A 25,257-nucleotide genomic window follows, 5' to 3' on the forward strand; every position below is an offset into this window, starting at 1 on the left:
CGCAACCGGTGGGGATCCGGGGGATGGATCGACGGTGCTTGCCGGACGGCCCTTCATTGGGATACAAGATTGTATCCAATCTGGCAACCAAGCATCCCCATCGCGATCGCCACCGAGCTGATAGGCTCCAGGGAGCCCCGAATCCCGCCGTTTCCGAAGGATCGTCCCCGCGTGACCGCCGACACCGTGACCGTCACCTCCTCCGTCCGTCGCCGGACCTACGAACAGCTGAAGGCGCTGATCCTGTCGCACGCGGTGCGGCCGGCGGAGAAGCTGTCCGAGATCGCGCTTGCCAAGCGGCTCGGCGTCAGCCGGACGCCGCTGCGCGAGGCGCTGATGAAGCTCGAGGAGGAGGGTCTCGTCACAAGCGAGCGCAACGTCGGCTACACGGTGGCCGACCTCGACATCGAGACGGTCTGCCACCTGCTCGAAGTGCGCAAGGCGCTCGACGTGCTGGCCGCCGAACTCGCCTGCGACCGGGCGAGCGACGACGACCTCGCCGCGATCCGCGACGTCGTCCGCCAGATCGGCGAGCTGCGCAAGGACGACACCTCGGCCGAGAACATGGCGCGGCGCCTCGAACTCGGGCTGGAGATCCACCGGGTCGTCGTCAAGGCGACCGGCAACGAGGCGCTCCTACGCGCCACCGACCAGATCTACCAGCAGCTGCGCCTCGCGCTCTGGATGGAGGTGCTCTGGGTCGAACTCGGCGACAGCGACTACGAGGAGCACCGGGCCATCGCCGAGGCGATCGGCGCGCGCGACCGCGAGGCCGCCGCCCGGGCCGCGGCCTTCCACGTGCAGAGCTCGCTCGAGAACCTCGTCCGTCTGAACGAGGTCACCAAGCTCCGACGCCTGCCGCGCGGCGTCTGAACGGGGAGGACTGGGAGCGCATGACCGAGGCCGTCGCCGACTATCTCACCCTCGTCGGCTTCGGCCCGACCGGCTGGGGTGCGGCGCTCCTCGCCGCCACGGCCACGACGCTCGCGGTGGCGGCCACCGGCTTCGTTCTCGGCATCGCGATCGGCGTCGCCGTCGCGGCGGCGAAATGCTCGGGCTCGACGCCGCTGCGCCTCGCCGGCGACGCCTACACCACCGTGCTGCGCGGCGTGCCGGACCTCCTGGTGATCTACCTGTTCTACTTCGGCGGCAGCGCCGCGCTCGGCGCGATCGGCGGCCTGTTCGGCGCCGAGGGTTTCGTCGGCATGCCGGCCTTCGCAACCGGCGCCGCCGCGATCGGCGTCGTCTCGGGCGCCTATCAGGCCGAGGTGCTGCGCGGGGCGTGGTACGCGGTCTCGCGCGGCGAGATCGAGGCGGCGCGCTCGGTGGGGATGCGCGGGGCGACGCTGCTGCGCCGGATCGTGGCGCCGCTGGTGCTGCGCCACGCCCTGCCCGGGCTCGGCAACACCTGGCAGCTCGTGCTGAAGGAATCCGCGCTGGTCTCGGTCACCGGCCTCGTCGAACTCCTGCGGCAGGCGCAGGTCGGCGCCGGCTCGACGCGGCGGCCGTTCGAGTTCTACGTGACGGCGCTGGCGATCTACCTCGCGATCACCTGGGTGTCCTCCCGCCTCACCGGCCGCCTGGAGCGGCGGGCGATGCGCGGGGTTCGGAGGGCGGCGCCGTGATCGACTGGACCTTCCTCGCCGAGGTCGCGACGGCACTCGCGCCGGGCATCCCGCTGACGCTCGAACTCGCGGCGATCGCCGTCGTCTCCGGCTTCCTCCTCGCCGCGCCGCTCGCCTTCGCGGCCGTCCACGGCGGATCGGTCGGACGCGGGATCGCCGCCGCCTACGTGTTCGTGTTCCGCGGCTCGCCGCTCCTGGTGCAGATCTTCCTGATCTACTACGGCCTCGGCCAGTTCCGGCCGTTCTGGCAACAGGTCGGCCTGTGGGGCGTGATGCGCGAGCCGTGGTGGTGCGCGATCCTGGCGCTGACGCTGAACACCGCCGCCTACGGCAGCGAGGTGCTGCGCGGCGCCCTCCTCTCGGTGCCGCACGGCCAGATCGAGGCGGCGCGGGCTTGCGGCATGTCCGGACCGCTTCTACTCCGGCGCATCGTCGCGCCGATCGCGTTGCGCGCCGCCCTGCCCGGCTACGGCAACGAGATCGTGCTGATGGTCAAGGGCACCGCCCTCGCCTCGGTGATCACGCTGATGGAGGTGACCGGCATCGCCGGCAAGCTGATCGCCGAGACCTTCCGCGCCGTCGAGGTGTTCGTCGTCGCCGGCGCGATCTACCTCGCGATCAACGTCGTGCTGACCCGCGCGATCGCGGCGCTCGAGACGCGGCTGATGCGCCACCACCTGCCCTTCGAGCCGCCCGAGCCGGCGGGAGACATCACCCATGGCTGACATCCCCGCCGCGCGGCCCGCAATCGCGGCGAAGAACCTGCGCAAGTCCTTCGGTGGCCTCGAGGTGCTGAAGGGCGTCTCGATCGAGGCGCGCGACGGCGACGTCGTCTCGATCCTCGGCTCCTCCGGGTCGGGCAAGTCGACCATGCTGCGCTGTCTCAACATGCTGGAAGTGCCGGACTCCGGCGAGGTCGCGGTCGACGGCGAGGTGATCGGGCTCGTCCGCGGCCGCCACGGCGTCCGGCCGGCCGACCGGGCGCAGGTCGACCGCATCCGCGGCCGCGTCGCCATGGTGTTCCAAGGCTTCAATCTCTGGTCCCACATGACGATCCTCGAGAACGTGATCGAGGCGCCGGTCCACGTCCAGAAGCGGCCGCGCGCCGAATGCGTCGCCGAGGCGGAGGCGCTGCTCGCCCGCGTCGGCATCGCCGACAAGCGCCACGCCTACCCGGCCCACCTCTCCGGCGGCCAGCAGCAGCGCGCGGCGATCGCCCGCGCCCTCGCCCAGCGCCCGCGGGTGATCCTGTTCGACGAGCCGACCTCGGCACTCGACCCGGAGCTCGTCGGCGAGGTGCTGAAGGTGATGCGCTCGCTCGCCGAGGAGGGCCGGACCATGCTGGTGGTGACCCACGAGATGGGCTTCGCCCGCGACGTCTCCAACCGGGTGATGTTCCTCGCCAAGGGCGTCGTCGAGGAGGAGGGTACGCCGGACGAGGTGTTCGGCGCGCCGCGATCGGCGGTCCTGCGCCGGTTCCTGTCGGCCGGCTGAAGGGCGGTGGAGCGGGCGGAATAAAACCTGAGTGAAAAACTCTTGATTTAGGTCGGCCACCCCCGTAGGGAACGCGGCGAGTTCCCCCGAGGACGTGGACACGACGACATGCGGACCCTTCTCCCCAGCCTGCCGGTGGCCTTCGCCGCCGCCTTCGTCTCGACCGCGGCGCTCGCCGGCCCGACGACCTATCCGCTGACGATCGAGAACTGCGGGCGGAGCGTCACCTTCGCCAAGGCACCGGAGCGGGCGGTGGCGCTCGGCCAGAACAGCGCCGAGATCCTGCTGCTGCTCGGCCTTGCCGACCGGATGGCCGGCACGGCGTTCTGGCCGAACGAGGTGCTGCCGGAGATCGCGGCGGAGAACGCCAAGGTCGACGTGCTGACCGTCGAGTTCCCGACCCTCGAGGCCGTGCTGGCCAAGCAGCCGGACTTCGTGCCGGCCATGCTGGTGACGCTGCTCGGGCCGGACAGCAAGGTCGCAAAGCGCGAGGACTTCGAGGCGCTCGGCATCCCGACCTACCTGTCGCCGAGCGCCTGCTCGACGGTGCGGACGACCAAGGACGCCTACGGCGCCCGGACGTCGCTGTGGAACATGGACCTCGTCTACCGCGAGATCGACGACCTCGCCCGCATATTCGGCGTCGCCGACCGCGGCGAGGCGCTGATCGCCCGCTTCAAGGCCCGCGAGGCGGCGCTGCGCGCGAAGTTCCCCCGCAAGGAGGGCCTCACCTTCCTGTTCTGGTTCTCGAGCCCCTCCCCCGACGGCGACGCCTATCTCGGCGGCGGCAACGGCCCGTCCGGTTACGTCGCCGACCTCCTCGGCGGCACCAACGCGATCCGCACCGAGGCCGATTGGCCGACGCTCGGCTGGGAGGGCATCATGGCCGCCGCCCCGACGGTGATCGTGGCGGCCCAGGTCGACCGCAAGCGCTGGGACCTCGACCGCGCCGACAACAAGATCGCCTTCCTGACTTCCGACCCGACCGTGAGCCAGATGGAGGCGGTGACGAAGAAGCGCATCGTGGTGATGAGCGGGGCGGCGATGAACCCGAGCATCCGCACGCTCTACGGCGCCGAGGAGATCGCCGCGCAGCTCGAAGCGCTCGACCTGCCGTGACGCGGACGATCGCCGCGGACGGCGGCGCGGGCCGGCTCGCCCTGCTCTTGGCGCTCGGCGCGGTCGCGCTCGCCTTCGCGGTCGCGGTGGCGACCGCGATCGGCGACTACGCGATCGGGCTCGGGACCGTGGCGCTCGCCGTGACCAACGGCGTCGGGCTCACCGACGCCGCGATCCCGCGCATCGAGGAGAGCGTCGTCTGGAACCTGCGCCTCAGCCGCGCCCTGGTGGCGGCGCTGGCGGGGGCGGGGCTGTCGATCTGCGGCACCATCCTGCAGGCGCTCTTGCGCAACGCGCTCGCCGAGCCCTACGTGCTCGGCGTCTCGGCCGGCGCCTCGACCGGCGCGGTCGCGGTCATCGTGCTCGGCATCGGCGCCGGCGGCCTGTCGCTGTCGGCGGGCGCCTTCGCCGGCGCCTTCGCGGCCTTCGCCCTGGTCGCGCTGCTCTCGAACGGGGCGACCAGCGGACCGAACCACACCATCCTCGCCGGCGTCGCCGCCTCGCAGCTCTTCAACGCGGCGACGTCCTACATCGTCACCACCGCCGGCAACGCCCAGCAGGCGCGCGACGTGATGTTCTGGCTGCTCGGCAGCTTCGGCGGCGTGCGCTGGCCCGACGTCCAGCTGCTGCTCGTCGTCGTGGTCGCCGGCCTCGCGGCCTGCCTGTGGATGGCACGCGCGCTCGACGCCTTCACCTTCGGCGACGAGGACGCCGCCGCGCTCGGCGTGCCGGTGGGGCGGATCCGCCTCGCGCTGTTCGTCGTCACCGCCATGGTCACCGCCACCATCGTCGGCATGGTCGGCACGATCGGCTTCGTCGGCCTCGTGGTTCCGCACGCCGCCCGCTTCCTGGTCGGCCCGATGCACCTCAGGCTGCTGCCGACCGCGGCGGTCCTCGGCGCCCTGTTCATGACGACCGCCGACATCGCCTCGCGGGTGATCGTCGCCCAGCAGACCGTGCCGATCGGGGTAGTGACCGCGCTGGTCGGCGTGCCCTTCTTCGCGCTGATCCTCCATCGTTCGAGGCCGCGGCCGTGACCGTCGTCGCCCACGACCTCACCTGGGGCGCCGGCCGGCGCGCCATCGTCGCCGGGGTCTCGCTGGCGGTCGCCCGGGGCGAGACGCTCGGGCTGATCGGGCCGAACGGCTCCGGCAAGTCGTCGCTGCTGCGCCTGCTCGCCGGGCTGCGGAAGCCATGGTCCGGGCGCGTCGAGATCGAGGGGCGCGACGTCGCCGCCGTGGCGCGCCGGGCATTGGCGCGGCAGGTAGCCTTCGTGCAGCAGCACGCCGCCACCGAGACCAGCGTCACCGTCCGCGACGTCGTCCGGCTCGGCCGGACACCGCACCGCTCCGCCCTCTCAGGCTGGTCGGCGGCGGACGAGGCGGCCGTCGCGGCGGCCCTGGCGCGGGTCGACATGACCGAGCGCGCGGCGCAAGTCTGGCAGACGCTGTCGGGCGGCGAGCGCCAGCGCGTCCACGTCGCCCGCGCCCTGGCGCAGGCGCCGCGGATCCTGTTCCTCGACGAGCCGACCAACCACCTCGACATCCATCACCAGATCGAGATCCTGCGAATGGTCCGCGAGCTCGCGCTGACCAGCGTGGTGGCGCTGCACGACCTCAACCTCGCGGCGATGTTCTGCGACCGCATCGTGGTGCTGCAGGCCGGATCCGTGATCGCGGCAGGCCCGCCGGAGGCGGTGCTGACGACCGATCTCCTGCGCGCGGTGTTCCGCGTCGAGGCCGAGGTCGTCCCCTCCCCCCGCCACGGCCGGCCGCGCATCCTGTTCGAGCCGGGCTGAGGGAAGGCTCGGTCAGCCGGGCGCGGCCTTCCCCCTCGCCGCCGACCGTCGCCGGCCGCCGCGGCTGCCGGCGACGTCGACGAGGCGGCGGAAGGTCGGGCACTCCATGTGCGAGGGCGCCGAGCAATCGGCGACGTGGCGGAGCGTGTCGGCGAGCGCGGCGAGCTCGCGGATCTTGCGGTCGATCTCGTCGGCCTTCCGGCGGAGGGCGTCGCGCGGCAGGTCGGGCCGGCCGTCGCGGCCGAACATGCCGGCGATCTCGTCGAGCGAGAAGCCGGCCGACTTGCCCATCGCGATCAGCTTCAGCTGCAGCAGCACCTCCGGCGGGAACTGCCGGCGCAGCCCGTGCCGGGAGACGGACGAAATCAGCCCGGCCTCCTCGTAGTAGCGCAGCGCCGAGGGCTTGACGCCGCTCGCCGCGGCGACCTCCCCGATGTCGAGGAATTTCATGCTTGACCTCAAGTCGGCTTGAAGTGGCAGCCTGCTCCCGACCTGAAATTTCCGCAAGGGGAGACAAGAATGACGACGACCGAAACGCGCGCACCGACGGCGGCGCGGACCATGATCGCGGCGACGCTCGCCCTATCGATGCTGCTCGCCTCGCTCGGCACCAGCATCGCCAACATCGCCCTGCCGACGCTGGCCGCGGCCTTCGACGCACCCTTCGCCGCGGTGCAGGCGGTGGTGGTCGCCTATCTCGCGGCGCTGACGGTGGCGGTACTCGTCGCGGGACGACTCGGCGACCGCCACGGCCTCAAACCCGCGCTGGTGGCGGGGCTCGCGCTGTTCGCCGTCGCCTCGCTGCTGTGCGCAGTTGCGCCGACCCTGTGGGCGCTGATCGGCGCCCGCGCGCTCCAGGGCATCGGCGCCGCCTTCCTGACGACGCTCGCCATGGCGCTGATGCGGCAGACCGCGGACGAGGCGCGGGTCGGGCGGGCGATGGGCCTGCTCGGCACCGTCTCGGCACTCGGGACGGCGCTCGGCCCCTCGCTCGGCGGCCTGCTGATCCCGGTCGCGGGCTGGCGCGGCATCTTCTGGGTGCAGGTCCCGCTGGCCGTGCTGGCGTTCGCGCTCGCCGTCGCGACCTTGCCGGACGAGCGGGTGAAGGCGTCGCGGGCGTCAACCGTGCCGGCGCCGGGGATCTACCGCGCCCTCGTGCCGAACCTCGTCGTCAACCTGCTGGTCGCCGCGGTGATGATGACGACGCTGGTGGTCGGCCCGTTCCATCTCGGCCTCGGTCTCGGCCTCGACGCCGGCCGCGTCGGCTTCGTCATGGCGGTCGGGCCCGTGATCTCGATCCTCGCCGGAGTGCCCTCGGGCCGGCTCGTCGACGCGCTCGGCAGCGCGCGGGTGACCGCCGTCGGCCTCGCCCTGCTCACCGCCGGCGCGTTCCTGCTCGCGGCGCTGCCGCAGGGGGCGGGCGTCGCCGGCTATCTCGCGGCGATCGCCGTGCTGACGCCGGGCTACCAGCTGTTCCAGGCCGCCAACAACACGGCGGCGCTGGCGGCCGTGCCGAAGGACCGGCGCGGCACCGTCTCGGGGGCGCTCGGCCTGTCGCGCAACGTCGGGCTGATCGCGGGTGCCTCGGTGATGGGCGCCGTGTTCGCCGCCTTCGTCGGCACCGACGTCGGTTCTCGGGCCTTCGCCGCGGCGGCGCCCGCGGACATTGCCGCGGGGATGCGCGCGACCTTCCTGCTGGCGGGCGCGGCGATGCTCGTCGCCGCCGCGGTCGCCTTCGGGCCGGGCGGACCGGCCCGGCGCGCGCGCTGACGGTTCCCCGCCTTCGTGCGCCGGGCCGTCGCCCGGCGCCGCCGCTCGTCAGGCCGGCAGGACGATCACCTTGGTGTCGACCGGGGTGCGGTCGTAGAGGTGGATCATGTCCTGGGTCAGCAGGCCTGTGCAGCCGCTGGTCAGGTTGGTGCCGATGGTGGCGGGATAGCGCGAGGCGTAGATGGTGTAGAGCGTGTAGACGCCGTTCTGGTAGAGGTGCAGCGCGCGGGCGCCGAGCGGGTTGTCGGGACCGCCCGGCATGCCGCCGGCGTATTTCGCCGCGCGCGGATCGCGCTGGATCATCTCCTTCGGCGGGGTCCAAGTCGGCCACTCGGACTTGCGCCCGACATAGGCCTCGCCGCTCCACAGGAAGCCCTGGCGCCCGACGTTGGCGCCGTAGCGGGTCGCCTTGCCCTCGCCTTCGATGCGGTAGACGTAGTAGTTGGCGGGGTCGACGACGATGGTGCCCGGCGCCTCGGTGGAGGCGTATTTCACCGTCTGGCGCAGATACTGCGTCTTGACCTTGCGGATGTCGGTGGCGGGGACCGGGAACTTCTCTTCCGGGATCGGGCCGTAGAAGGCGGCCGCCTCGCGGCGGAGCCGCGCGTCGCTCGACATGCAGCCGGAGAGGCCGAGCGCGCCGACGCCGGCGGCGGCCCCGATCAGGAAGGCCCGGCGGTGGAGATGCCCGGGGCGACCCGCGTCGCCCGTTTCCCCGAGGTCGGCAAACGCACCGTCGATGACCATGATCCAGAGGCTTCCCGTCGCTCGTTGTCGCTGTGGATCGCCGCAGCGCCGAGCGCCGGGCGATCCGATCGCGGCGAGCTTGCCGTCCCGGCGGGCGAATCGCAAGCAGGAGACGCCCCGCTCAGCCCGCATCCGTGGCGATGCGGTAGCCGATGCCGGGCTCGGTGAGGATCACCAGGTCGCTCTCGCTCGCGCCGAGCTTCTGGCGGATCTGGCCGACGTAGACGCGCAGATACTGGGTGTCGCCGGCGTGGGAGGGGCCCCAGACGGCGGTGAGGAGCTGGCGGTGGGTCAGCACCGTGCCGGCGTTGCGGGCGAGCAGGGCGAGGAGGTCGAACTCCCGGCGGGTCAGGCGGACCTCCTCGCCGGCGAGCGTCACCCGGTGGGCGGCGAGGTCGATCTCGCAGCGGCCGGCACGGAGGACCGTCGGCGCGGCCTTGCCCGGGCGGTGCTTGCGCAGGGCGGCGCGCAGCCGCGCCAGCAATTCGCCGACACCGAAGGGCTTGTTGACGAAGTCGTCGGCGCCGAGGTCGAGCGCCTCGACCTTCTCGGCCTCGCGGTCGCGCGCGGAGAGGATCACCACCGGCACGTCGCTCCAGGCGCGCAGGCGCCGCAGCACGACCTTGCCGTCGATGTCGGGCAGGCCGAGGTCGAGGATCACCACGTCCGGTGCGCGCTCCGAGGCGAGCGCCAGTGCCTCGCGGCCGTCCTTAGCCGGCAGCACCTCGTAGCCCTCGGCCGCGAGCGCCGGCCGCAGGAAGCGGTGGATCGCCTGTTCGTCGTCGACGAGGAGGACGGTGGTCATGGTTCTGGGCGCCGCCGGGGCAGGAGGAGCGTGAAGCGGGCGCCGCGGCCGCCATCGACGGGGCTCTCGGCGCGGATCGTGCCGCCGTGGGCCTCGGCGATGCCCTTGGCGATCGCGAGGCCGAGGCCGGAGCCCTCGCCGCCGTCGCCGCGCTCGGCGGAGGCGCGGACGAATTTCTCGAAGACGTGCGGCAGCACCGTGGCCGGCACGCCGGGGCCGTCGTCCTCGACGGCGACGGTCAGGTCGCGTTCGTCCGCCGCCGCCGAGAGCGCGATCCGTGCCGACGGGCCGGCGTAGCGCACGGCGTTGCCGACCACGTTGCCGAGCGCCTGTTCGAGCAGGATCGGATCGGCGAGCGCGAGCGGCAGGTCGGGTGGAGTGGCGACCGTGATCGCCTGCGTCGCCCCGCGCCGGCGCGCGGCGGCGGCGACGCGTTCCAGCACCTCGGCGACGTCGGTCCAGTCCATCCGGATCTCGAGCGCGCCGGCCTCGAGCCGGGTCATGGCGAGGAGATTGCGCACCATGCCGTCGAGATGCTCGGCCTCCTCGCGGATCGCGGCGAGGAGATCGGCGCGTTCGGCCGCGCCGAGGCGGTCGCCGAGCTCGGTCAGGCTGGTCGCCGCGCCGAGGACGGTGGCGAGCGGGGTGCGGAAGTCGTGGCTGATCGAGGCGAGCAGGATGTTGCGGACGCGCTCGGTCTCGGCCGCCATCCGCGTCGCCTCGATCTCGCCGGCGAGCGTGGCGCGGTCGAGGGCGACGGCGGTCTGCTCGACGAGGCTGTCGAGCAGGGTGCGGCTCTCGGCGTCGAGCGGCACGCCGTCGGGCGCGTCCTCGACGCCGACCACGCCGATCGGGCCGCGGCCGGCGACCAGCGGCAGGAACAGCCAGGGCACGTTCGGCAGCGTGGCGGTGTCGGCGCCGGCGGCCTCGCGGCGCTCGAAGGCCCAGCGCGCGGCCATGGTCGAGGCGGTGTCGAGCCGGTCCTCGGGCGGCCAGGCCGCGGCGATCGCGAGTTCGCCGGCGCGGTCGAGCAGCAGCACGGCGCTGCGGCCGACGATGGCGTGGATCTCCGACGCCGCGGCCTCGGCCACCGCGTCGGCGCCCGGGAGGGCGGAGAGCTTGCGGGTGAACTCGTAGAGCCGCCGCGTCGCCCGGACGCGCTGGATCGCGGCGCGCGCCTGATCGCGGGCCCGGCCGGCGACCGTGGAGGTGACGACGGCGATCAGGAGGAAGATCGCGAGCGCCAGGAGTTCGTGCGGACGGGCGATGGTGAAGGTGTAGCGGGGGTCGATGAAGAAGAAATTGTAAGTGAGGAAGGACAGCACCGACGCATAGATGGCCGGCCAGATGCCGGAGCGGATCGCCGGGACGAGGACGGCCATCAGGAACAGCATCGAGATGTTGGGCAGCGCCACCACGCGCGTGATGCCGTGGCCGAGCGCGACCGCCGCGGCGACGCAGGCCGTCGCCTCGAGATATCCGCCGAGCGGCCCCGGATCCGGCAGCCGCTCGCGCCAGCCCGTGCGCCGGGCGTCGACGCCGCGGTCCGAGGTCACCACGTGGACGGCGATGCCGTCGGCGCCGCGCACCAGCGCCTCGGGCAGCGACGGCCGGACCAGCCGGGCGAAGGGTTTGCGGCGCGCCCGGCCGATCACGATCTGCGTCACGTTCTCGAAGCGGGCAACGCGCAGGATCTCGTCGGCGAGATCGGTCGCGACCAGCGTCCGGGTCTCGGCCCCGAGGCTCTCGGCAAGGCGGAGCGCGGCGTCGCGGCGGCCGCGCGCCTCGCGGTCGAGGTCGGCGCCCGGCCGCTCCAGCGAGACGGCGAACCAGGAGGCGTCCATCAGGTCGGCGAGCCGCTTGGCGTGGCGGACGACCCGGGCGGCGGCGGCGTCGGAGCCGACGCAGACCAGGATGCGCTCGCCCGCCGCCCACGGCCCCTCGATGGCGCCGCCCTGCATCCGCTCGACGAGGTCGCTGTCGACCCGGGCGGCGACGCGGCGGAGCGCGAGCTCGCGCAATGCCGTCAGGTTCGACGGCTTGAAGAAGTTCTGCACCGCGCGCGCGGCGGTGTCCTCGACGTAGACCTTGCCGTCGGCGAGCCGCTTCAGGAGTTCGTCCGGCGGCAGGTCGACGAGCACGATGTCGTCGGCCGCCTCGAGTGCGCCGTCGGGCACGGTCTCGCGGACTCGGACGCCGGAGATCTTCTGGACGACGTCGTTGAGGCTCTCGAGATGCTGGACATTCAGCGTCGTCCAGACGTCGATGCCCGCGTCGAGCAGTTCCTCGACGTCCTGCCAGCGCTTCGGGTGGCGCGATCCCGGCACGTTGGAATGGGCGTATTCGTCGACGAGCAGGAGGCGCGGTTTGCGGGCGAGCGCGGCGTCGACGTCGAATTCGGAAACGAGCCGGCCGCGGTAGGGCACCTGAGCCCGCGGCAGCAGTTCGAGGCCGTGCACCAGGGCCTCGGTCTCGCGGCGGCCGTGGGTCTCGACGATGCCGATCACGACCTCCTGCCCGCCCTCGGCGGCGGCGCGCGCCGCCTGCAGCATGGCGAAGGTCTTGCCGACGCCGGGCGCGGCCCCGAGGAACACCCTGAGCTTGCCGCGACCCTCGCGCCCGGCGAGGGCGACGAGGGCATCGGGCGAGGCGCGGGGCGGCGTCCGGGCGGTCATGGTCCAGCGGCTTCGGGCTTGGCGGCTTCGGGCTTGGCGGCGTCGAGGGCGAGGTTCAGGGCGAGCACGTTCACCCGCGGCTCGCCGATCAGGCCGAGGACCGGCTTCTCGACGGCACGGAGCACCAGCGCCCGCACGTCCGCCTCGGGCAGCCCGCGGGCCGCGGCGACGCGGGCGACCTGAACGAGGGCATAGCCCGGCGAGACGTCCGGGTCGAGGCCGCTGCCGGAGGCGGTGACGGCGTCCGCCGGGATCGGGCCGGCGACGCCCTCGGCGCGGAGCGCCGCGACGTCGGCGGCGAGGCGGTCGGCGAGTTTCCGCGCCGTCGGCGCGAGGTTGGAGCCGCCGGACGCCAGGCCGTCGTAGCCGGCGCCGGCGGCCGAGGGGCGGCCGTGGAAGTAGCCGGGGCCGGCGAAGCCCTGGCCGATCAGGCGGGAGCCGACCACCACGCCGTCGTGCGTCACGAGGCTGCCGTTCGCCTCGGCCGGGAACACCGCCTGGGCGATACCGGTCACGGCGAGGGGATAGGCGAGGCCGAGGAGGAGCGTGAAGGCGAGAAGCAGGACGACGGCGGGCCGGGCCTGGGCGGCGAGGTCGGACGGAGCCTCGGCCGCGGTTCCCGCGGGCAGGCGCTGTGCGAGGGTCATGGGTCGATCCTTCAGGCGAGGCCGAGCGCGGCGACGAGCATATCGACGATCTTGATGCCGACGAAGGGCACGATCAGGCCGCCGACGCCGTAGATGGCGAGGTTGCGGGAGAGGATGGCGCCGGCATCGGCGGGCGTGTAGGCGACGCCGCGCAGCGCCAGCGGGATCAGGGCGACGATGATCAGGGCGTTGAAGATCACCGCGGAGAGGATGGCGCTCTCCGGGGTCGACAAGCCCATGACGTTGAGGACGCCGAGTTCGGGGATCGCGGCGACGAACAGCGCCGGGATGATCGCGAAATACTTGGCGACGTCGTTGGCGATCGAGAAGGTCGTCAGCGACCCGCGCGTCATCAGGAGCTGCTTGCCGATGCCGACGATCTCGATGAGCTTGGTGGGATCCGAGTCGAGGTCGACCATGTTGCCGGCCTCGCGGGCGGCCTGGGTGCCCGACTGCATGGCGACGCCGACGTCGGCCTGGGCGAGCGCCGGGGCGTCGTTGGTGCCGTCGCCGCACATGGCGACGAGGCGGCCCTTGGCCTGTTCGGCGCGGATGTAGTTCAGCTTGTCCTGCGGCGTCGCCTCGGCGATGAAGTCGTCGACGCCGGCCTCGGAGGCGATCGCCGCGGCGGTGACCGGATTGTCGCCGGTGACCATGACGGTGCGGATGCCCATGCGCCGGAGTTCGGCGAAGCGGGCCTTGATGTCGGGCTTGACCACGTCCTTGAGGTGGATGACGCCGAGGATGCGGCCGTTCTCGACGAGGCCGAGCGGCGTGCCGCCGGAGCGGGCGATCCGCTCGACCGCCTGGGCGTAGGCCGGCGGCTCGGCGACCGCCGACCGGGCCTCGCGGACGAGGCGGCGGACGGCGTCGACGGCGCCCTTGCGGATGCTGCGCACGCCGATGTCGACGCCGGAGAGCCGCGTCGCCGCCGAGAATTCCACGAAGGTCGCGCCCTCCGGGCGGCTCGCGGGGATGGCGATGCCGTGGCGCTCGGCGACGAGCCGGACGATCGACTTGCCCTCGGCGGTGTCGTCGGCGAGGCTCGCCAGCAGTGCCGCCTCGGCCGCCGCGGCCTCGGTCACGCCCGGCATGGCGACGATCTCGGAAGCCATCCGGTTGCCGAAGGTGATGGTGCCGGTCTTGTCGAGCAGCAGGGTGTCGACGTCGCCCGCCGCCTCGACCGCGCGGCCGGACATCGCCATCACGTTGAAGCGGATCAGCCGGTCCATGCCGGCGATGCCGATCGCCGACAACAGGCCGCCGATGGTGGTGGGGATGAGCGTGACCAGCAGCGCGACCAGGATCGGCACCGACACCGACGTGCCCGAGTAGGCGCCGAGGCCGGACAGGCTGACCACGGCGATCATGAAGATCAACGTCATGCCGACGAGCAGGATGGTCAGCGCCACCTCGTTCGGCGTCTTCTGGCGCTCGGCGCCCTCGACGAGCGCGATCATCCGGTCGAGGAAGGACGAGCCCGGCGCCGCGGTGATCCGGACCACGACCCAGTCGGACAGCACGGTGGTGCCGCCGGTGACGCCGGAGCGGTCGCCGCCGGCCTCGCGGATGACGGGGGCGGATTCGCCGGTCACCGCCGCCTCGTTGACCGAGGCGATGCCCTCGACGATCTCGCCGTCGCCGGGCACGAGGTCGCCGGCCTCGACGAGCACGTGGTCGCCGACCTCGAGGTCGAGCGCCGAGACCTTGTTCCAGAGGTTGCGGTCGTCGGCGCGCAGGAGGCGCTTGGCGAGGGTGTCGGTGCGAGCCTTGCGCAGGCTGTCGGCCTGGGCGCGGCCGCGGCCCTCGGCGAGCGCCTCGGCGAAGTTGGCGAACAGCACCGTGAACCACAGCCAGGCGGTGATCTGGCCGGTGAACAGCACCGGCCCGCCCGCGACGAGATCGCGGACGAACAGCACCGTGACGAGGGCGGCGACCACCTCGGTGACGAAGATCACCGGGTTCTTCGCCAACGAGCGCGGGTCGAGTTTCTTCAGGGCGTCGAGGGCGGCCCGGCCGATCAGGTCGGGCGCGACGACGGTGGATGCGGTCTTGGAGGACATGGGCGGATACTCCGGGCGCCGGGTCAGAACAGCCTGCCCGCCTGCATCTGCACCTGCTCGGCGATCGGGCCGAGGGCGAGCGCGGGGAAGAACTGCAGACCGCCGAGGATCAGGACGATGCCGACGATGAGGCCGACGAAGAGCGGCCCGTGGGTCGGGAAGGTGCCCGCGGAGGCCGCGAGCCTGGGCTTGGCGACCAGCGAACCGGCGATCGCCATCACCGGCACCACGTAGGCGAAGCGGCCGAGCAGCATCGCGACGGCGAGGGTGACGTTGTACCAGGGCGTGTTGCCCGAGAGCGATCCGAAGGCCGAGCCGTTGTTGCCGGCCGCCGAGGTGTAGGCGTAGAGGATCTCCGACAGGCCGTGCGGCCCGGCGGTGGCGGGACCGGCGAGCCCGGCGGGGATCACCGCGGACACCGCGGAGAAGCCGAGGATCGCGGTCGGCAATACCAGGATGGCGAGGATCGCCATCTTGACCTCCTTCGCCTCGATCTTCTTGCCGAGATACTCGGGCGTGCGCCCCACCATCAGGCCGGCGACGAAGACGGCGAGAATCGCGATCACCAGCATGCCGTAGAGGCCGGAGCCGACGCCGCCGGGCAGGATCTCGCCGAGTTGGATCATCACCATCGGCACCATGCCGCCGAGCGGGGTGAAGGAGGCGTGCATGGCGTTGACGGCGCCGTCGGAGAGGCCGGTCGTCACCGCCGCGAACAGGGCCGACATGGCGATGCCGAATCGGACCTCCTTGCCCTCCATGTTGCCGCCGGCGGGATCGAGCCCGGCCGCGGCGAGCACCGGCGTGCCGCTCGCTTCGGCCCAGTAGCAGAGCCCGACCGCGGTCACGAGCAGGATGCCCATGGCGGTAAGGATCGCCCTGCCCTGCCGCTTGTCGCCGACCATCCGGCCGAAGGCGAACACCAGCGCGGTCGACACCACCAGCATCTGCCAGATCGTCAGCATGTTCGCGAAGGCGTTCGGGTTCTCGAACGGGTGGGCGGCGTTGGCGTTGAAGAAGCCGCCGCCGTTGGTGCCGATCTGCTTGATGGCGATCTGGCTCGCGACCGGCCCGAGCGCCAGCGTCTGCCGGCCGCCCTCGAGCGTGGTCGCGACCGCCGAGGCTTCGAGCGTCTGCGGCGTGCCGAGCGCGACCTGCACGAGCGCCGTGACGAGCGCGAGCGGCAACAGCACGTAGAGGGTGGCCCGGGTGACGTCGACGAAGAAGTTGCCGACCGTCGCCGCACCGGAGCGCGCGAAGGCGCGGACCAGCGCCACGGCGAGCGCGAGGCCCGTCGCAGCCGACAGGAAGTTCTGCACCGTGAGCCCGGCCATCTGGCTGAAGTGGCTCATGGTGCTCTCGCCGGCGTAGTTCTGCCAATTGGTGTTGGTGACGAAGCTGACGGCGGTGTTGAACGCGAGGTCCGGCGAGAGGCCGGAAAAGCCCTGCGGATCGAGCGGCAGCCCGCCCTGGAGCCTGAGGATCGCGTAGAGCAGCACGAAGCCGGCGGCGTTGAAGGCGAGCATGGCGAGCGTGTAGCCGAGCCAGCCCTGCTCGCGGGCGGGATCGACGCCCGCGGCGCGGTAGAGCACGCGCTCGAGCGGGCCGAGGACGGGTGAGAGTAAGGTGCGCTCGCCGGCCGCGACCCGCGCCACGTAGCCCCCGAGCGGGGCGGCGGCGGCGAGGACGAGGCCGAGGACGAGCGCGATCTGCAGCCAGCCGGCGAGGGTCATGGCGGTCGCTTTCGGAACGGGGATCAGAACTTCTCGGGCCGGATCAACACGGCGACGAGATAGAGGGCGAGGACGGCGGCGACGGCCGCGCCGAGCACGAGATCGGGCATGGCGGGCCTCAGGCGCCGGCCGCCCAGCGGGCGTAGAGCGCCATCGCCGCGAAGAAGCCGAGGCCGACGGCGAGATAGGCGATGTCCAGCATGGATGCCTCCTGGTTCGGACATCGGATCGAGTAGGCCCGATCGGCATAAGGGATCCATGTGGATTGGCGGGGGGAGCGGTGCCGGTTTGCTCGCGGCGCTCGTGTCCGCGGTACGGCGGGTCGCGCTACGTGATCGCCAAGAACTCTGAAAGATGGCACGCCTAAGAGGATGAACCTCGAGATCGCTATGTCTTTGTTGGCGCTTTGCGGATCCAGAAACGAAAATCCAAACCGCGCTGGCAGCAAAACTTGCCACACGCATGTCTGAACCTCAGATTTGAGGCCGTCTCCGCACAGACCGTCATTCGGGGTGCGAATGCCGGATGATTACTCTTCTGCACTCGCCCCCATTTGTGTTCTTTGGTGCGAGAGCAAATTTTCGCGAACGCTGCCGTTAGCAAGCTGAGGATTAGAAGGCGCCCACGTTGCGAATGAGTTGCAGATCCCCAGCTTTGCTTGCCAGAGTTTCTATGCGATCGTCGAGTTCTTTAAATCTCCTGGCAAACATCTCGATCTCATCAGCTACGTAGTTCCATTCTGGTTCTTCATGAAACCATCGGTCGGTCCGAGCGTGCGAGGGGAGTAGCGCGTAGAAGGTTGTGAGTGGTTGATTCGGGTCGGCATAGTCAGGTGAACTCATTTCAGTGACATATCCATGCGCCAGTTCATTCCTCCTCGCCACCCATTCAGTATATGCACCCATTTCTCTGCGCAGAACTTTCTTGAACTTGGCCGCGGCAGCGTGCTGATGCCCAAAATTGCCCGACAAGAATCTCAGGCCCGCCTCACGCAAAAAACTCGCGCGCTCATGCGTTTTGAGGAGAGTGTCAAAAGTGTTGATCGAAAGCCCGAACTCTCGTTCAGGCAAGTGCCGATGCAAGGCATGGGCAAGGCTGCTAACGGCAGCATTGACTCCTTCCCAAGCCGACAACGCTCGACCAAGCGCCGTGTAGATGGGACCATCTGCCCGATCCCCTTGCCGGTTTGGCGCGAAGCTGCCCAGAGGTCGGTCCCAAGGCATCAGCTTGTTGCTCATAACTTCCTACCTTTCAGCTCGGCCGAGCTCGCCAGATGCCTACTCTATTGCTACCGCGAGAGAGCAACGTCTACGCATAGCTGCTCTCGAGCGGACGTCTGACGGTCCTTTCCCTGGCGGCACGCGCCGCCCGTTGGACGACGCGTCCAACGAGGTCGTCGTGAGCGACACGGCGATCGGAGAGCCAGTCGCCAAGCTGCATCTTCTCGCCGGTGACGGCCCGCCGACTTTGGGCGACGGCAGCTTGCGGCACTGCCGGGGACAGGCAATCGGCGCAAAGCCGTTGACTGCATGGAGATCACGAGACCGGGCAAAGCCCTCCGGAAGCACGACGGCGGTTCTCTATTCGGCGGCCACGAGCAACCCGAATTCCCACAGCGCCCGCAACGCGGCGGGCGAAGCGGCCGCGAGCAACGCGTCCGCGTCGTCGGGCTTTTCGATCAGCCGAACGGCCTCGTCGAAACCCGGATCGCCGTCGCGCAGCAGTTTTCGGGTGGAGCCGGCCGCTGCCGTGCGGGAATCGATCTCCAGATAGATCGAATCGATGTCTCGGCCGCGTGCCGGACGGGCGGACGGATCGACCGCCAAACGAGCCGGAACCGCGGCGTCCGACGGTGGTGCGGCCACCGCTTTGCGGCGTTGCCGATACCAGCAATTGATGGCGAACCGCGATTGGGCGAAGTCACCGGACGGACAAGAAATCGGCCGCACCTCGTGCGGCGCCCAGGATGGAAACAGCAGCAGCATGTCCCGTTCCGGGGCGATGTCGACGAACCGCCCGCCCTGTTCCACCGGCGCAATGGAGTGCAGCCGCAGTTCACCGCCGTCGAATGCCCGGGGGAGCCGATGAAAATAGTAGACCCCCGTCAGCACCCGGTCGGACCGGGCGTTGATCTGCGTGGTCGAGGTGTCGACGTGGCGCTTGTAGAAGGCGCCATCGCCGTGCGCCACGAGTTCCAGTTCCATCACGGCCAGGTCGATCGACCCGAGACCGAGCGCGTGCGCCGCGTCGTCCATCACGGCCCGGAACCGCTCCTCCAGCACGTCGCGCCACGGGCCGAGATCGTGTAGCACCAGGGAGATGCGCACATCTTCCGCAACCTTGCGCATGCCCGTCGGCCCGACGCGGGTCGGCGTGAACGCGCGCTCCCGGTCTTGCGCATATTGCAGCAATTGCTCGACCAGCTCGTCGCCGAGGAATCCCCGTATCGACCTGTGGGGCGCGATCCTTGCGAAGATGCTCGCGGTGGCCGAAGCAGTCATGATCGCACGGGAGTCCAGAATTCCGGGTTTTCCAGGACCGGGGAGTCCGCGGGATAGATCTCGAAGGCGACACAGATGCGGCGCTGATCGACACCCAACGGCACGGTGCGATGGTGGAAATAGCTGGGCATCAGGACGATTTTCCCGGGCTCGGGCTGGATCCAACGTGCCTCCCAATCGCCGAAGTCGGACTCCGTGTCCTCGGGCGGACCGACATGGAGCCAACCGGCCCGCCGCTCCGTTTGCGCGACGACCGGCGGGACTTCCACGTAATAGACGCCGTTGCACCAGGACATCGGGTGGAAATGGGGCAGATGATGGGTGTCGGCGCCGGACACCACGCTCCATCCGCCCAACCGATAGCGCGACGGCAGACCGGCCAGAAACGGGTGGGTCGGGTCGGTGGCCGCAACGTGGGCCAGTTCGGCGAGATACCGGTCCACCACCGGCCGGAGCCTCTCGAACATGCGGCGGAGAATCGGCGCTCCTTCCCCCTCCCGCAGGTCGTCCCGCCGCAACCCGTGACGGATCGAGCGCTGTTCCGGCTCTGCGTAATGCCGTAGGCCGTGGCGCAGTTCGGCGGACAACTCCGCGAGATCGGGATCGTCCGGGCCGTGAAGCCGGTCGGTACGAAGGAAGTCGCGGGTCATGCGAGCGACGACGTCGCTCCGCCCCAGTTGGGCCGCCGACACCAGATAGTGGACCAGGATCGGGGTCGCGGTGAAACCAGCCGCGATCAAGGCTTCGGCGCGTTCATGGACGACATCCCGACGCGGCGTTCGGGAAGCCGACAAGAGCAGCCGCAGCGCCCCGTGCAGCCACGGATCGATGGCATAGGCCTGCCTTACCAGATCCGCCGCCGCGGTCGCGTCCCCCGACGTCAACAGGGTTCCGGCGCGGGCGAGCAACCCGACGGCACCGTCCGCCCGCTCCGCCGCCTTGTGCGCGAGCGCCGCTTTGGCGGCGGCCCACCTGTCTTCCATCGCAAGCACGCCCGACCTCTGTGACGGCCCCGGGCACGCGGCCCTTCCGCTCCCCGATCGGCGACCTCAGGAGCCGTTCTTCGCGGTTCCCAACTCGGCGTTCGACGGATCGGTGCACGGCTCCGTCGTGTTCATCAGCACGCTGGCATCTTCGATTTGCGGCCGAACCCAGGGCTTGCGCAGCGAGGGCGCAACCGGCGACGGAAGAGCATCGAAGCGGTCCTCGGACTCGACGGCCATCGTTCGCACCTGCAAAAGGGGATTCGATCGGTGGCGCACCGCCAACGATCGATCTTCTCTTGTGCATAGGCGCCAAACGTCAAATTTGTCAAGGCAATACGGCGTAGCTCACGTATGCTCACGTCCCGACAGGCGGTTTTCTGGACGAGATGAACCACGGTGTCGCGACCAGGAATTCGGATCGAAGGTTAGGCGCTCTTCCATGTTTCATTATCGGCTTTGCGGCCTGTCCTTCAGCGCCGTCGTTCCGTTGCCAGGGGCGACTGCGTTGGACGACGCACCGGGCACGCCGGATGTCCTGTTGCAGCGGCGTGCGGTCCCTCACCGTCTGGAGTCACCTCTCGGGCATGGGCCCGGCTGGGAGATGGACGGCAACCGCCTTCTGCTGACCTTGCCGGATTCCGGCCGCTTCATGGCGAGCGACGGCCGGACGCTCGATATCGATCCGGCGGCCGACATCGACGACATCATGCCCTTTGTCCTCGGCACCGGCATCGGGGCGCTGCTGTATCAGCGCGGCGGCATGGTGCTGCATGGGGCGACCGTGGAAGTGGACGGGGGCGGGATCACCTTGTGCGGCTTCGGCGGGACCGGCAAGTCCACGCTGGCCGCCGCGTTGTGCCGATCGGGATGCCGGCTGGTCGGCGACGATCTGGCCGCCTTGTCCCTGGGCGCTCCGGGTGAAGGCCCGCTGGTGCAACCCGACGGGCAGCACTTGAAACTCTACGACACGACCATCGCGCGGTTGGGGATGACGGCGCAGTCGGGCCCGGCCGTGCGTCGGGGCCTGTCCAAGCATTATGTCACCGCGCCCGCCGCCGTGTCGGCACCGGTGCCGTTGAAGGCGGTGTACGTGCTGCACGATTCGCCGCGCGGAAAGGCGACCAGCTTCGATCGGCTACCGCCGCTCGTCGCGGCGCAAGCCCTCCTGAACCAGAGCTATCGTCGGCGTCTGGCCTTGACGACGGCACGGCTCGACAGCCGCAGCGCCGCCTTGCGCGATGCCGTGCTTCGCCGTGTGCCGCTCTTCCGCCTCTCGCGCCCCCGTGACCTCGACAGGCTGGACGAGGTGGCCGGGGCAGTGCTGGCACACGTGCGCGGCCTCGAGGAACGTGCCTTGTCATGAAGCGGTCGGTCGTGAAGCTTCCCCCGGGCGTGGTCTGGCTCGCCTCCTACCCCAAGTCGGGGAACACTTGGCTCCGCGTCCTGCTGGCCAATCTGCTGGCCGATGGCGACGGGCCCCAGGACATCAACGCATTGGATCTTCCGTTCCGGGTCGCCAGCCACCGCCGGTCGTTGGACGATCTGTCCCTGCTGGACAGCGACCTGCTCCGGCACGACGAAGTGGAGAGGCTTCGCGCCCTGACACATGACGCGTTCGCGGCCGAACAGGCCTCGGCGGTATTCGTCAAGACCCATGATGCCTACACGTTGCTGGACGACGGAACGCCGATCCTGGGCCGGCGGGCGCGGGCGGCCGTCCATCTCGTCCGCGATCCCCGCGACGTCGCCGTGTCCTACGCTTTCCATTGCGACTTCTCGTTCGCCCGCTCCATCGCGGTCATGGGCGATCCGGCCAACATCCTGACGGGCTATCGGCATGCCCAGACGCCGCAACGGCTGCTGGACTGGAGCGGGCACGTGAACAGCTGGCTGGATCAGGTGGACGTTCCGATCCATGTCGTCCGCTACGAGGATCTGCTGGCCGACACGGTGGGTGAGTTCGCCCGCGCGCTCGCGTTCCTGGGGATCGAAGCCGATGCCGGAGCGGTGGCGCGGGCGGTGCGCCATGCCAGCTTCGCCGAACTGCAAGCGCAGGAAAAAGACGCGGATTTCGTCGAACGGGCCGGCAGCGCGCCGTTCTTCCGGGAAGGCCGCAGCGGCGCGTGGCGTCGGCATTTGACCCTCGACGACGTTCGGTCCATCGAAGGCGCCCACGGCGCGACCATGGAACGGCTTGGATACCAACGGGAGACGATGTCATGACCCCATCACTGCCGTCCGATGCCCTGATGACCCGCTCGACGGATGTCCTGACGACGGAATTGGACGGTTCACTGCTGATGCTGAACATCACGCGGGGCGAGTATCATGGACTGAATGCGGTGGCGGCCCGCATTTGGGCCTTGTTGGAACAACCGACCAGCCGCACCGCCCTGGTGGCGACCCTGGTCGACGAATACGAGGTGACGCCCGACGAATGCGCCGCCGCTGTCGACGACTTCCTGACGCAATTGCACGAGCGAAACCTGCTCACGCTGTCGGCAGCCTGATCCGGCGAGGAACGGAATGCGTCTGATCTGCGGACTGGTCCGGCTCGACGGTGGCGCCGCCGACCCCGCGGTGGTGCGCGCCATGGCGGCGGCGATGACCGCGCCGGGACTCGTTCCCCGGTTGGCCTTGCGCGCCGATGGGCCGGCGGCGCTGGCCGTGCTCGATTTCCAGCGGCACCACGATGCCGCGCCGTTCGACTTGCCGACGGCGGCGGACGGCACCTGGATCGCGGCGGATGCGCGTCTGGACGAGGAAGGCGATCCCGCCGATGCCGTCCTGCGTCACGGCCTCGACCTTCCCGACCGCCTGTCGGGGGATTTCGCCGTGGCCGCCTGGAATCCCGGCCGGCGGGAACTGATCTGCGCCCGGGATTTCGTCGGCGTCCGCCCGCTGGCCTGGACCCACCGGCCGGGCAGCCTGTTCGCCTTCGCCTCCCTGCCCAAGGGGTTGGTGGCGTCGGGCGTGGCGGCCGGCGTGCTGGACATGGTCGCCCTGGGGCGGCTGCTGGCGGAAACCTACGACACCGGGGACCGCACCAACTATCGCGACGTGTTCCGGCTGCGTGCGGGTTGCGCTCTTCTGGTCACGCCGCAGGGCGTTCGCGAACATCGCGCCTTCGATCCCGATCCCGAACGGGTCGGACGCCGACGGATCGGCCATGCCGACGCGGCGGCGGAGTTGCGCCATCTGGTGGAGCAGGCGGTGATCCGCCGTCTGCCCGCCGCCGGGCCGGTGGCGACGCAGCTCAGCGGCGGGCTGGATTCCTCGGCCGTGGCCGTCATCGCGGCGCGGCGCTTGCGGGAGCAGGGTCGACGCCTGCACGCTTTCTCCCTGCTGCCCCGGGACTGGCAAACCACGCAGGACAAGGGCGAACAGCCGTACATTGCGTCCGTTCTCGCCCAGGAACCGGACATCGCCTGGACCTGGTTCCATTCCCTGCCGGCGGACGACCCGGACTTCGGCGATCCCGACCTGTTGCCGCTGCCGCTCTATCTGGGCTTCGTCGATCAGAGTGCGAGCGCCGCCGCTCGGGCCGGCGCCGATCTCCTGTTGTCCGGCGCGGGCGGCGACGAAGGCCCGACCTACAACGGCAGCAACATCTACGCTGCGTTGCTGCGCCAGGGACGTTGGGGGGCGCTGCCATCCGCCCTTCGGGCCTCGTCCAGGCGGGACGGGCTTTCCCTGCCGCGCGTCGTGGTCGACAGGCTGGTCCGCCCGTTCGTGCCCGACTGGGCGGTGGCCCTGCGCCGGCGGTTGGACGGCCGGCCCCCGCCACCCCGCGATCGCCGATCGCAGGCCCTGGAACTGCTGCGGCCCGCCTTGCGCGGACAGGTTGCCGCCACCCTGTCGCCGGACGCCGTCTGGCGCAACCGGCCGCGGGATCGGGTGGAGATGTTCGTCAAATCCTATGTCATCGGCCGCAACGACCATTGGTCGACCATCGCCGCCCGCCACGGCGTGGCCCATTCCGCGCCGCTGCTGGATCGGCGCATCGTCGACTTCGTCCTGTCGCTGCCGCTGGAACGTTTCCTGGCGGACGGCTTTGCCCGTCAGCCCTATCGCACGGCCATGACCGGCATCTTGCCGGAAAGCATACGCACCCGGCCCGACAAGAGCGCGCCCACCCCCGACGCCATGCTGAACGTCGCGCGGGTGAAGCCGGGATTGCTGGCCCAGGTGGCGGCCCTGCGCGGCAGCGACGCCGCCGCGCAAGTGGATGTCGATGCCGTCGCCGCGATCATCGCCGCGGCGCCCGACTTGGAGGAAGCTTCCATGCTGGCCCGATCCGGTGCGCCTGCGCCCGCGCATTGGAAGCGGATGTTCCAGGCCTTGGTGGCTCTTTCGATCGCCCGTCGGATCGACCGAGGGTCGTGATTTGGATCCGGTCGTGTTCCACCGACCACGACCCCGCACGAGGGGTACCCGTGCCGCCCTCGCCGATGCGCCCCGACGAAGGGCTACTCCGCCGCCGGGATCGGTCCGCTTCGCGGCACGCGCCCCGGCGAGCACCGCGGCTGCCGCGCCGATGTCGGTCGGTGCCGGACGGCCTCGGCCGGACGTTCACATCCTTCCGGCGATCGCAGGCTCCGGTCACCCCAGCCGCTCCACCAATCTCACGGGTGTCCGCGGTCAACGGCCTCTTCGGCCGCACTCGGGCGGCAAACCGAGGCATCGAAATGATGGCGCACCCGACTGGATTCGAACCAGTGACCTCTGCCTTCGGAGGGCAGCACTCTATCCAGCTGAGCTACGGGTGCAGGCCGTGCGCGCCGCGGGGATGCGGCGGTGGATGGGTGAGCGTATAGCGCGGATCGCGGCGGCGCGGAAGGGGGGAGTTGGGCGGGGCCGGAGTGTGGCTCGGGGGATGGTGTGCCGCACGCCCAGGGGTAGTGGCCGGGGGATCGAAGCCTCTCGGGCCGCGCCGCCGAACCTCCGGCGCACCGGCCGCTCGGGGGGCGAGCGCAGGAATGCCGACTCCGCGATGTCACAGAGATCGCCGCCGACCGAACCCGTGCAGGGGCTTGTCGCAATTTATGATTGATTCAATCACCGAAATAACACCTAAAGGTGCCATCTCGACGTAACGACCTGCGCCCGGTCGGTTGCTCCTCGCGGGTCCGAGCACCGATCACCGGACGGAATTTCACGCGCTCGGTCTCACTATCCGCGGACGCGCTTCGCCGACACGCGCCCGCGACCTTGAAACCACGGCGAAGACCGATCCGCCACCTTGAAGATGCAGGTGCCACGCTGTTCAATCGATACGGCAAAGGATCCGAGGC

The 25,257-nt window shown here is 70.6% G+C and carries 24 protein-coding genes and 1 tRNA gene; 12 read left to right on the forward strand and 13 right to left on the reverse strand.

Going from position 1 to position 25,257, the window contains the following annotated elements; translation table 11 throughout:
* Positions 1 to 171: 171 nt before the first annotated feature.
* The 7 genes from EDD54_RS15415 (at position 172) to EDD54_RS15445 (ending at position 6,036) form a co-directional block, all read left to right on the forward strand.
* A complete protein-coding gene (locus EDD54_RS15415; protein ID WP_126537855.1) occupies positions 172 to 873 on the forward strand; it encodes a GntR family transcriptional regulator in 702 nt (233 codons plus the stop codon).
* A 20-nt stretch (positions 874 to 893) separates the two neighbouring features.
* Positions 894 to 1,625 carry an ABC transporter permease gene (locus tag EDD54_RS15420; RefSeq protein WP_126537856.1) on the forward strand — a complete coding sequence of 244 codons (732 nt, stop codon included), beginning with the start codon at positions 894 to 896 and terminating at the stop codon, positions 1,623 to 1,625.
* Positions 1,625 to 2,350: an ABC transporter permease gene (locus EDD54_RS15425; protein WP_126541770.1), complete on the forward strand. Its 726-nt coding sequence runs from the start codon at positions 1,625 to 1,627 to the stop codon at positions 2,348 to 2,350. The genes EDD54_RS15420 and EDD54_RS15425 overlap by 1 nt, the downstream gene beginning before the upstream one ends.
* Positions 2,343 to 3,119 (forward strand): ABC transporter ATP-binding protein, encoded by a 777-nt coding sequence (locus EDD54_RS15430; RefSeq protein WP_126537858.1) that lies wholly within the window; start codon positions 2,343 to 2,345, stop codon positions 3,117 to 3,119. Before EDD54_RS15425 ends, EDD54_RS15430 begins: the two co-directional genes overlap by 8 nt.
* Positions 3,120 to 3,227: 108 nt before the next feature.
* On the forward strand, positions 3,228 to 4,238 hold the full coding sequence (locus EDD54_RS15435) for an ABC transporter substrate-binding protein (protein WP_126537860.1): 1,011 nt from the start codon (positions 3,228 to 3,230) through the stop codon (positions 4,236 to 4,238).
* A complete protein-coding gene (locus tag EDD54_RS15440) occupies positions 4,235 to 5,275 on the forward strand; it encodes a FecCD family ABC transporter permease (protein WP_126537862.1) in 1,041 nt (346 codons plus the stop codon). Before EDD54_RS15435 ends, EDD54_RS15440 begins: the two co-directional genes overlap by 4 nt.
* Positions 5,272 to 6,036, forward strand: a complete 765-nt coding sequence (locus EDD54_RS15445) for an ABC transporter ATP-binding protein (RefSeq protein ID WP_126537864.1) — start codon at positions 5,272 to 5,274, stop codon at positions 6,034 to 6,036. The genes EDD54_RS15440 and EDD54_RS15445 overlap by 4 nt, the downstream gene beginning before the upstream one ends.
* A 12-nt stretch (positions 6,037 to 6,048) precedes the next feature.
* Here EDD54_RS15445 and EDD54_RS15450 read toward each other — a convergent pair whose 3' ends face one another.
* Positions 6,049 to 6,486 (reverse strand): helix-turn-helix domain-containing protein, encoded by a 438-nt coding sequence (locus EDD54_RS15450; protein WP_126537866.1) that lies wholly within the window; start codon positions 6,484 to 6,486, stop codon positions 6,049 to 6,051.
* Between the two features lie 69 nt (positions 6,487 to 6,555).
* Here EDD54_RS15450 and EDD54_RS15455 point away from each other — a divergent pair, with 69 nt between their 5' ends.
* Positions 6,556 to 7,806 (forward strand): MFS transporter, encoded by a 1,251-nt coding sequence (locus EDD54_RS15455; protein WP_126537867.1) that lies wholly within the window; start codon positions 6,556 to 6,558, stop codon positions 7,804 to 7,806.
* Between the two features lie 48 nt (positions 7,807 to 7,854).
* On the opposite strand, the gene EDD54_RS15460 is transcribed toward EDD54_RS15455, so the two are convergent.
* The 11 genes from EDD54_RS15460 to EDD54_RS23050 form a co-directional block, all read right to left on the reverse strand.
* The gene (locus EDD54_RS15460) at positions 7,855 to 8,553 is read right to left on the reverse strand and encodes a L,D-transpeptidase (RefSeq protein ID WP_126537869.1); all 699 of its coding nucleotides are present in this window, start codon (positions 8,551 to 8,553) and stop codon (positions 7,855 to 7,857) included.
* A gap of 121 nt (positions 8,554 to 8,674) precedes the next feature.
* The gene (locus tag EDD54_RS15465; RefSeq protein WP_126537871.1) at positions 8,675 to 9,358 is read right to left on the reverse strand and encodes a response regulator; all 684 of its coding nucleotides are present in this window, start codon (positions 9,356 to 9,358) and stop codon (positions 8,675 to 8,677) included.
* A complete protein-coding gene (locus tag EDD54_RS15470; protein ID WP_126537873.1) occupies positions 9,355 to 12,033 on the reverse strand; it encodes a sensor histidine kinase in 2,679 nt (892 codons plus the stop codon). Before EDD54_RS15470 ends, EDD54_RS15465 begins: the two co-directional genes overlap by 4 nt.
* Positions 12,030 to 12,680: a potassium-transporting ATPase subunit KdpC gene (gene kdpC / locus EDD54_RS15475; protein ID WP_126537875.1), complete on the reverse strand. Its 651-nt coding sequence runs from the start codon at positions 12,678 to 12,680 to the stop codon at positions 12,030 to 12,032. Before kdpC ends, EDD54_RS15470 begins: the two co-directional genes overlap by 4 nt.
* Before the next feature lie 11 nt (positions 12,681 to 12,691).
* Positions 12,692 to 14,743, reverse strand: coding sequence for a potassium-transporting ATPase subunit KdpB (kdpB, locus tag EDD54_RS15480; RefSeq protein ID WP_126537877.1), 2,052 nt, complete (start codon positions 14,741 to 14,743; stop codon positions 12,692 to 12,694).
* Between the two features lie 23 nt (positions 14,744 to 14,766).
* Positions 14,767 to 16,476 (reverse strand): potassium-transporting ATPase subunit KdpA, encoded by a 1,710-nt coding sequence (gene kdpA, locus EDD54_RS15485; protein ID WP_126537879.1) that lies wholly within the window; start codon positions 16,474 to 16,476, stop codon positions 14,767 to 14,769.
* 23 nt (positions 16,477 to 16,499) lie between these two features.
* Positions 16,500 to 16,940 (reverse strand): potassium-transporting ATPase subunit F, encoded by a 441-nt coding sequence (locus EDD54_RS23810; protein WP_425375003.1) that lies wholly within the window; start codon positions 16,938 to 16,940, stop codon positions 16,500 to 16,502.
* Positions 16,941 to 17,087: 147 nt separating this feature from the next.
* Complete coding sequence (locus EDD54_RS15495) at positions 17,088 to 17,714, reverse strand: hypothetical protein (RefSeq protein WP_126537881.1); 627 nt, start codon at positions 17,712 to 17,714, stop codon at positions 17,088 to 17,090.
* A gap of 342 nt (positions 17,715 to 18,056) precedes the next feature.
* Positions 18,057 to 18,977 carry a 2OG-Fe(II) oxygenase gene (locus EDD54_RS15500; RefSeq protein WP_133674021.1) on the reverse strand — a complete coding sequence of 307 codons (921 nt, stop codon included), beginning with the start codon at positions 18,975 to 18,977 and terminating at the stop codon, positions 18,057 to 18,059.
* Positions 18,974 to 19,960: a putative 2OG-Fe(II) oxygenase gene (locus tag EDD54_RS15505; protein ID WP_126541772.1), complete on the reverse strand. Its 987-nt coding sequence runs from the start codon at positions 19,958 to 19,960 to the stop codon at positions 18,974 to 18,976. Before EDD54_RS15505 ends, EDD54_RS15500 begins: the two co-directional genes overlap by 4 nt.
* Before the next feature lie 66 nt (positions 19,961 to 20,026).
* Positions 20,027 to 20,200, reverse strand: coding sequence for a hypothetical protein (locus EDD54_RS23050; RefSeq protein WP_165644467.1), 174 nt, complete (start codon positions 20,198 to 20,200; stop codon positions 20,027 to 20,029).
* A gap of 364 nt (positions 20,201 to 20,564) precedes the next feature.
* On the opposite strand from EDD54_RS23050, the gene EDD54_RS15510 reads away from it, so the two are divergent.
* Genes EDD54_RS15510 through EDD54_RS15525 form a run of 4 tightly spaced genes read left to right on the forward strand, consistent with a single transcriptional unit; the run spans position 20,565 to position 24,349 of the window.
* A complete protein-coding gene (locus EDD54_RS15510) occupies positions 20,565 to 21,326 on the forward strand; it encodes a hypothetical protein (RefSeq protein WP_126537884.1) in 762 nt (253 codons plus the stop codon).
* On the forward strand, positions 21,323 to 22,186 hold the full coding sequence (locus tag EDD54_RS15515) for a sulfotransferase domain-containing protein (protein ID WP_126537886.1): 864 nt from the start codon (positions 21,323 to 21,325) through the stop codon (positions 22,184 to 22,186). The genes EDD54_RS15510 and EDD54_RS15515 overlap by 4 nt, the downstream gene beginning before the upstream one ends.
* Entirely contained in the window at positions 22,183 to 22,473 is a 291-nt protein-coding gene (locus EDD54_RS15520; protein ID WP_126537888.1) for a PqqD family protein, read from the forward strand. The genes EDD54_RS15515 and EDD54_RS15520 overlap by 4 nt, the downstream gene beginning before the upstream one ends.
* A gap of 16 nt (positions 22,474 to 22,489) precedes the next feature.
* A complete protein-coding gene (locus EDD54_RS15525; RefSeq protein ID WP_126537890.1) occupies positions 22,490 to 24,349 on the forward strand; it encodes an asparagine synthase-related protein in 1,860 nt (619 codons plus the stop codon).
* 306 nt (positions 24,350 to 24,655) lie between these two features.
* On the opposite strand, the gene EDD54_RS15530 is transcribed toward EDD54_RS15525, so the two are convergent.
* Positions 24,656 to 24,732: transfer RNA gene (locus tag EDD54_RS15530), tRNA-Arg, on the reverse strand.
* Between the last annotated feature and the right edge of the window lie 525 nt (positions 24,733 to 25,257).

Source organism: Oharaeibacter diazotrophicus (assembly GCF_004362745.1).
GTDB lineage: Bacteria > Pseudomonadota > Alphaproteobacteria > Rhizobiales > Pleomorphomonadaceae > Oharaeibacter > Oharaeibacter diazotrophicus.

Coding starts and splice junctions, on each gene's coding strand:
- EDD54_RS15500 (WP_133674021.1), bottom strand. CDS start 18,977: ATGACTGCTTCGGCCACCGCGAGCATCTTCGCAAGGATCGCGCCCCAC.
- EDD54_RS15505 (WP_126541772.1), bottom strand. CDS start 19,960: ATGGAAGACAGGTGGGCCGCCGCCAAAGCGGCGCTCGCGCACAAGGCG.
- EDD54_RS23810 (WP_425375003.1), bottom strand. CDS start 16,940: ATGCGTGTGGCAAGTTTTGCTGCCAGCGCGGTTTGGATTTTCGTTTCT.
- EDD54_RS15420 (WP_126537856.1), top strand. CDS start 894: ATGACCGAGGCCGTCGCCGACTATCTCACCCTCGTCGGCTTCGGCCCG.
- kdpA (WP_126537879.1), bottom strand. CDS start 16,476: ATGACCCTCGCCGGCTGGCTGCAGATCGCGCTCGTCCTCGGCCTCGTC.
- EDD54_RS23050 (WP_165644467.1), bottom strand. CDS start 20,200: ATGGCCGTCGAGTCCGAGGACCGCTTCGATGCTCTTCCGTCGCCGGTT.
- EDD54_RS15520 (WP_126537888.1), top strand. CDS start 22,183: ATGACCCCATCACTGCCGTCCGATGCCCTGATGACCCGCTCGACGGAT.
- EDD54_RS15450 (WP_126537866.1), bottom strand. CDS start 6,486: ATGAAATTCCTCGACATCGGGGAGGTCGCCGCGGCGAGCGGCGTCAAG.
- kdpC (WP_126537875.1), bottom strand. CDS start 12,680: ATGACCCTCGCACAGCGCCTGCCCGCGGGAACCGCGGCCGAGGCTCCG.
- EDD54_RS15465 (WP_126537871.1), bottom strand. CDS start 9,358: ATGACCACCGTCCTCCTCGTCGACGACGAACAGGCGATCCACCGCTTC.
- EDD54_RS15460 (WP_126537869.1), bottom strand. CDS start 8,553: ATGGTCATCGACGGTGCGTTTGCCGACCTCGGGGAAACGGGCGACGCG.
- kdpB (WP_126537877.1), bottom strand. CDS start 14,743: ATGTCCTCCAAGACCGCATCCACCGTCGTCGCGCCCGACCTGATCGGC.
- EDD54_RS15495 (WP_126537881.1), bottom strand. CDS start 17,714: ATGAGCAACAAGCTGATGCCTTGGGACCGACCTCTGGGCAGCTTCGCG.
- EDD54_RS15435 (WP_126537860.1), top strand. CDS start 3,228: ATGCGGACCCTTCTCCCCAGCCTGCCGGTGGCCTTCGCCGCCGCCTTC.
- EDD54_RS15510 (WP_126537884.1), top strand. CDS start 20,565: ATGGACGGCAACCGCCTTCTGCTGACCTTGCCGGATTCCGGCCGCTTC.
- EDD54_RS15430 (WP_126537858.1), top strand. CDS start 2,343: ATGGCTGACATCCCCGCCGCGCGGCCCGCAATCGCGGCGAAGAACCTG.
- EDD54_RS15455 (WP_126537867.1), top strand. CDS start 6,556: ATGACGACGACCGAAACGCGCGCACCGACGGCGGCGCGGACCATGATC.
- EDD54_RS15525 (WP_126537890.1), top strand. CDS start 22,490: ATGCGTCTGATCTGCGGACTGGTCCGGCTCGACGGTGGCGCCGCCGAC.
- EDD54_RS15470 (WP_126537873.1), bottom strand. CDS start 12,033: ATGACCGCCCGGACGCCGCCCCGCGCCTCGCCCGATGCCCTCGTCGCC.
- EDD54_RS15515 (WP_126537886.1), top strand. CDS start 21,323: ATGAAGCGGTCGGTCGTGAAGCTTCCCCCGGGCGTGGTCTGGCTCGCC.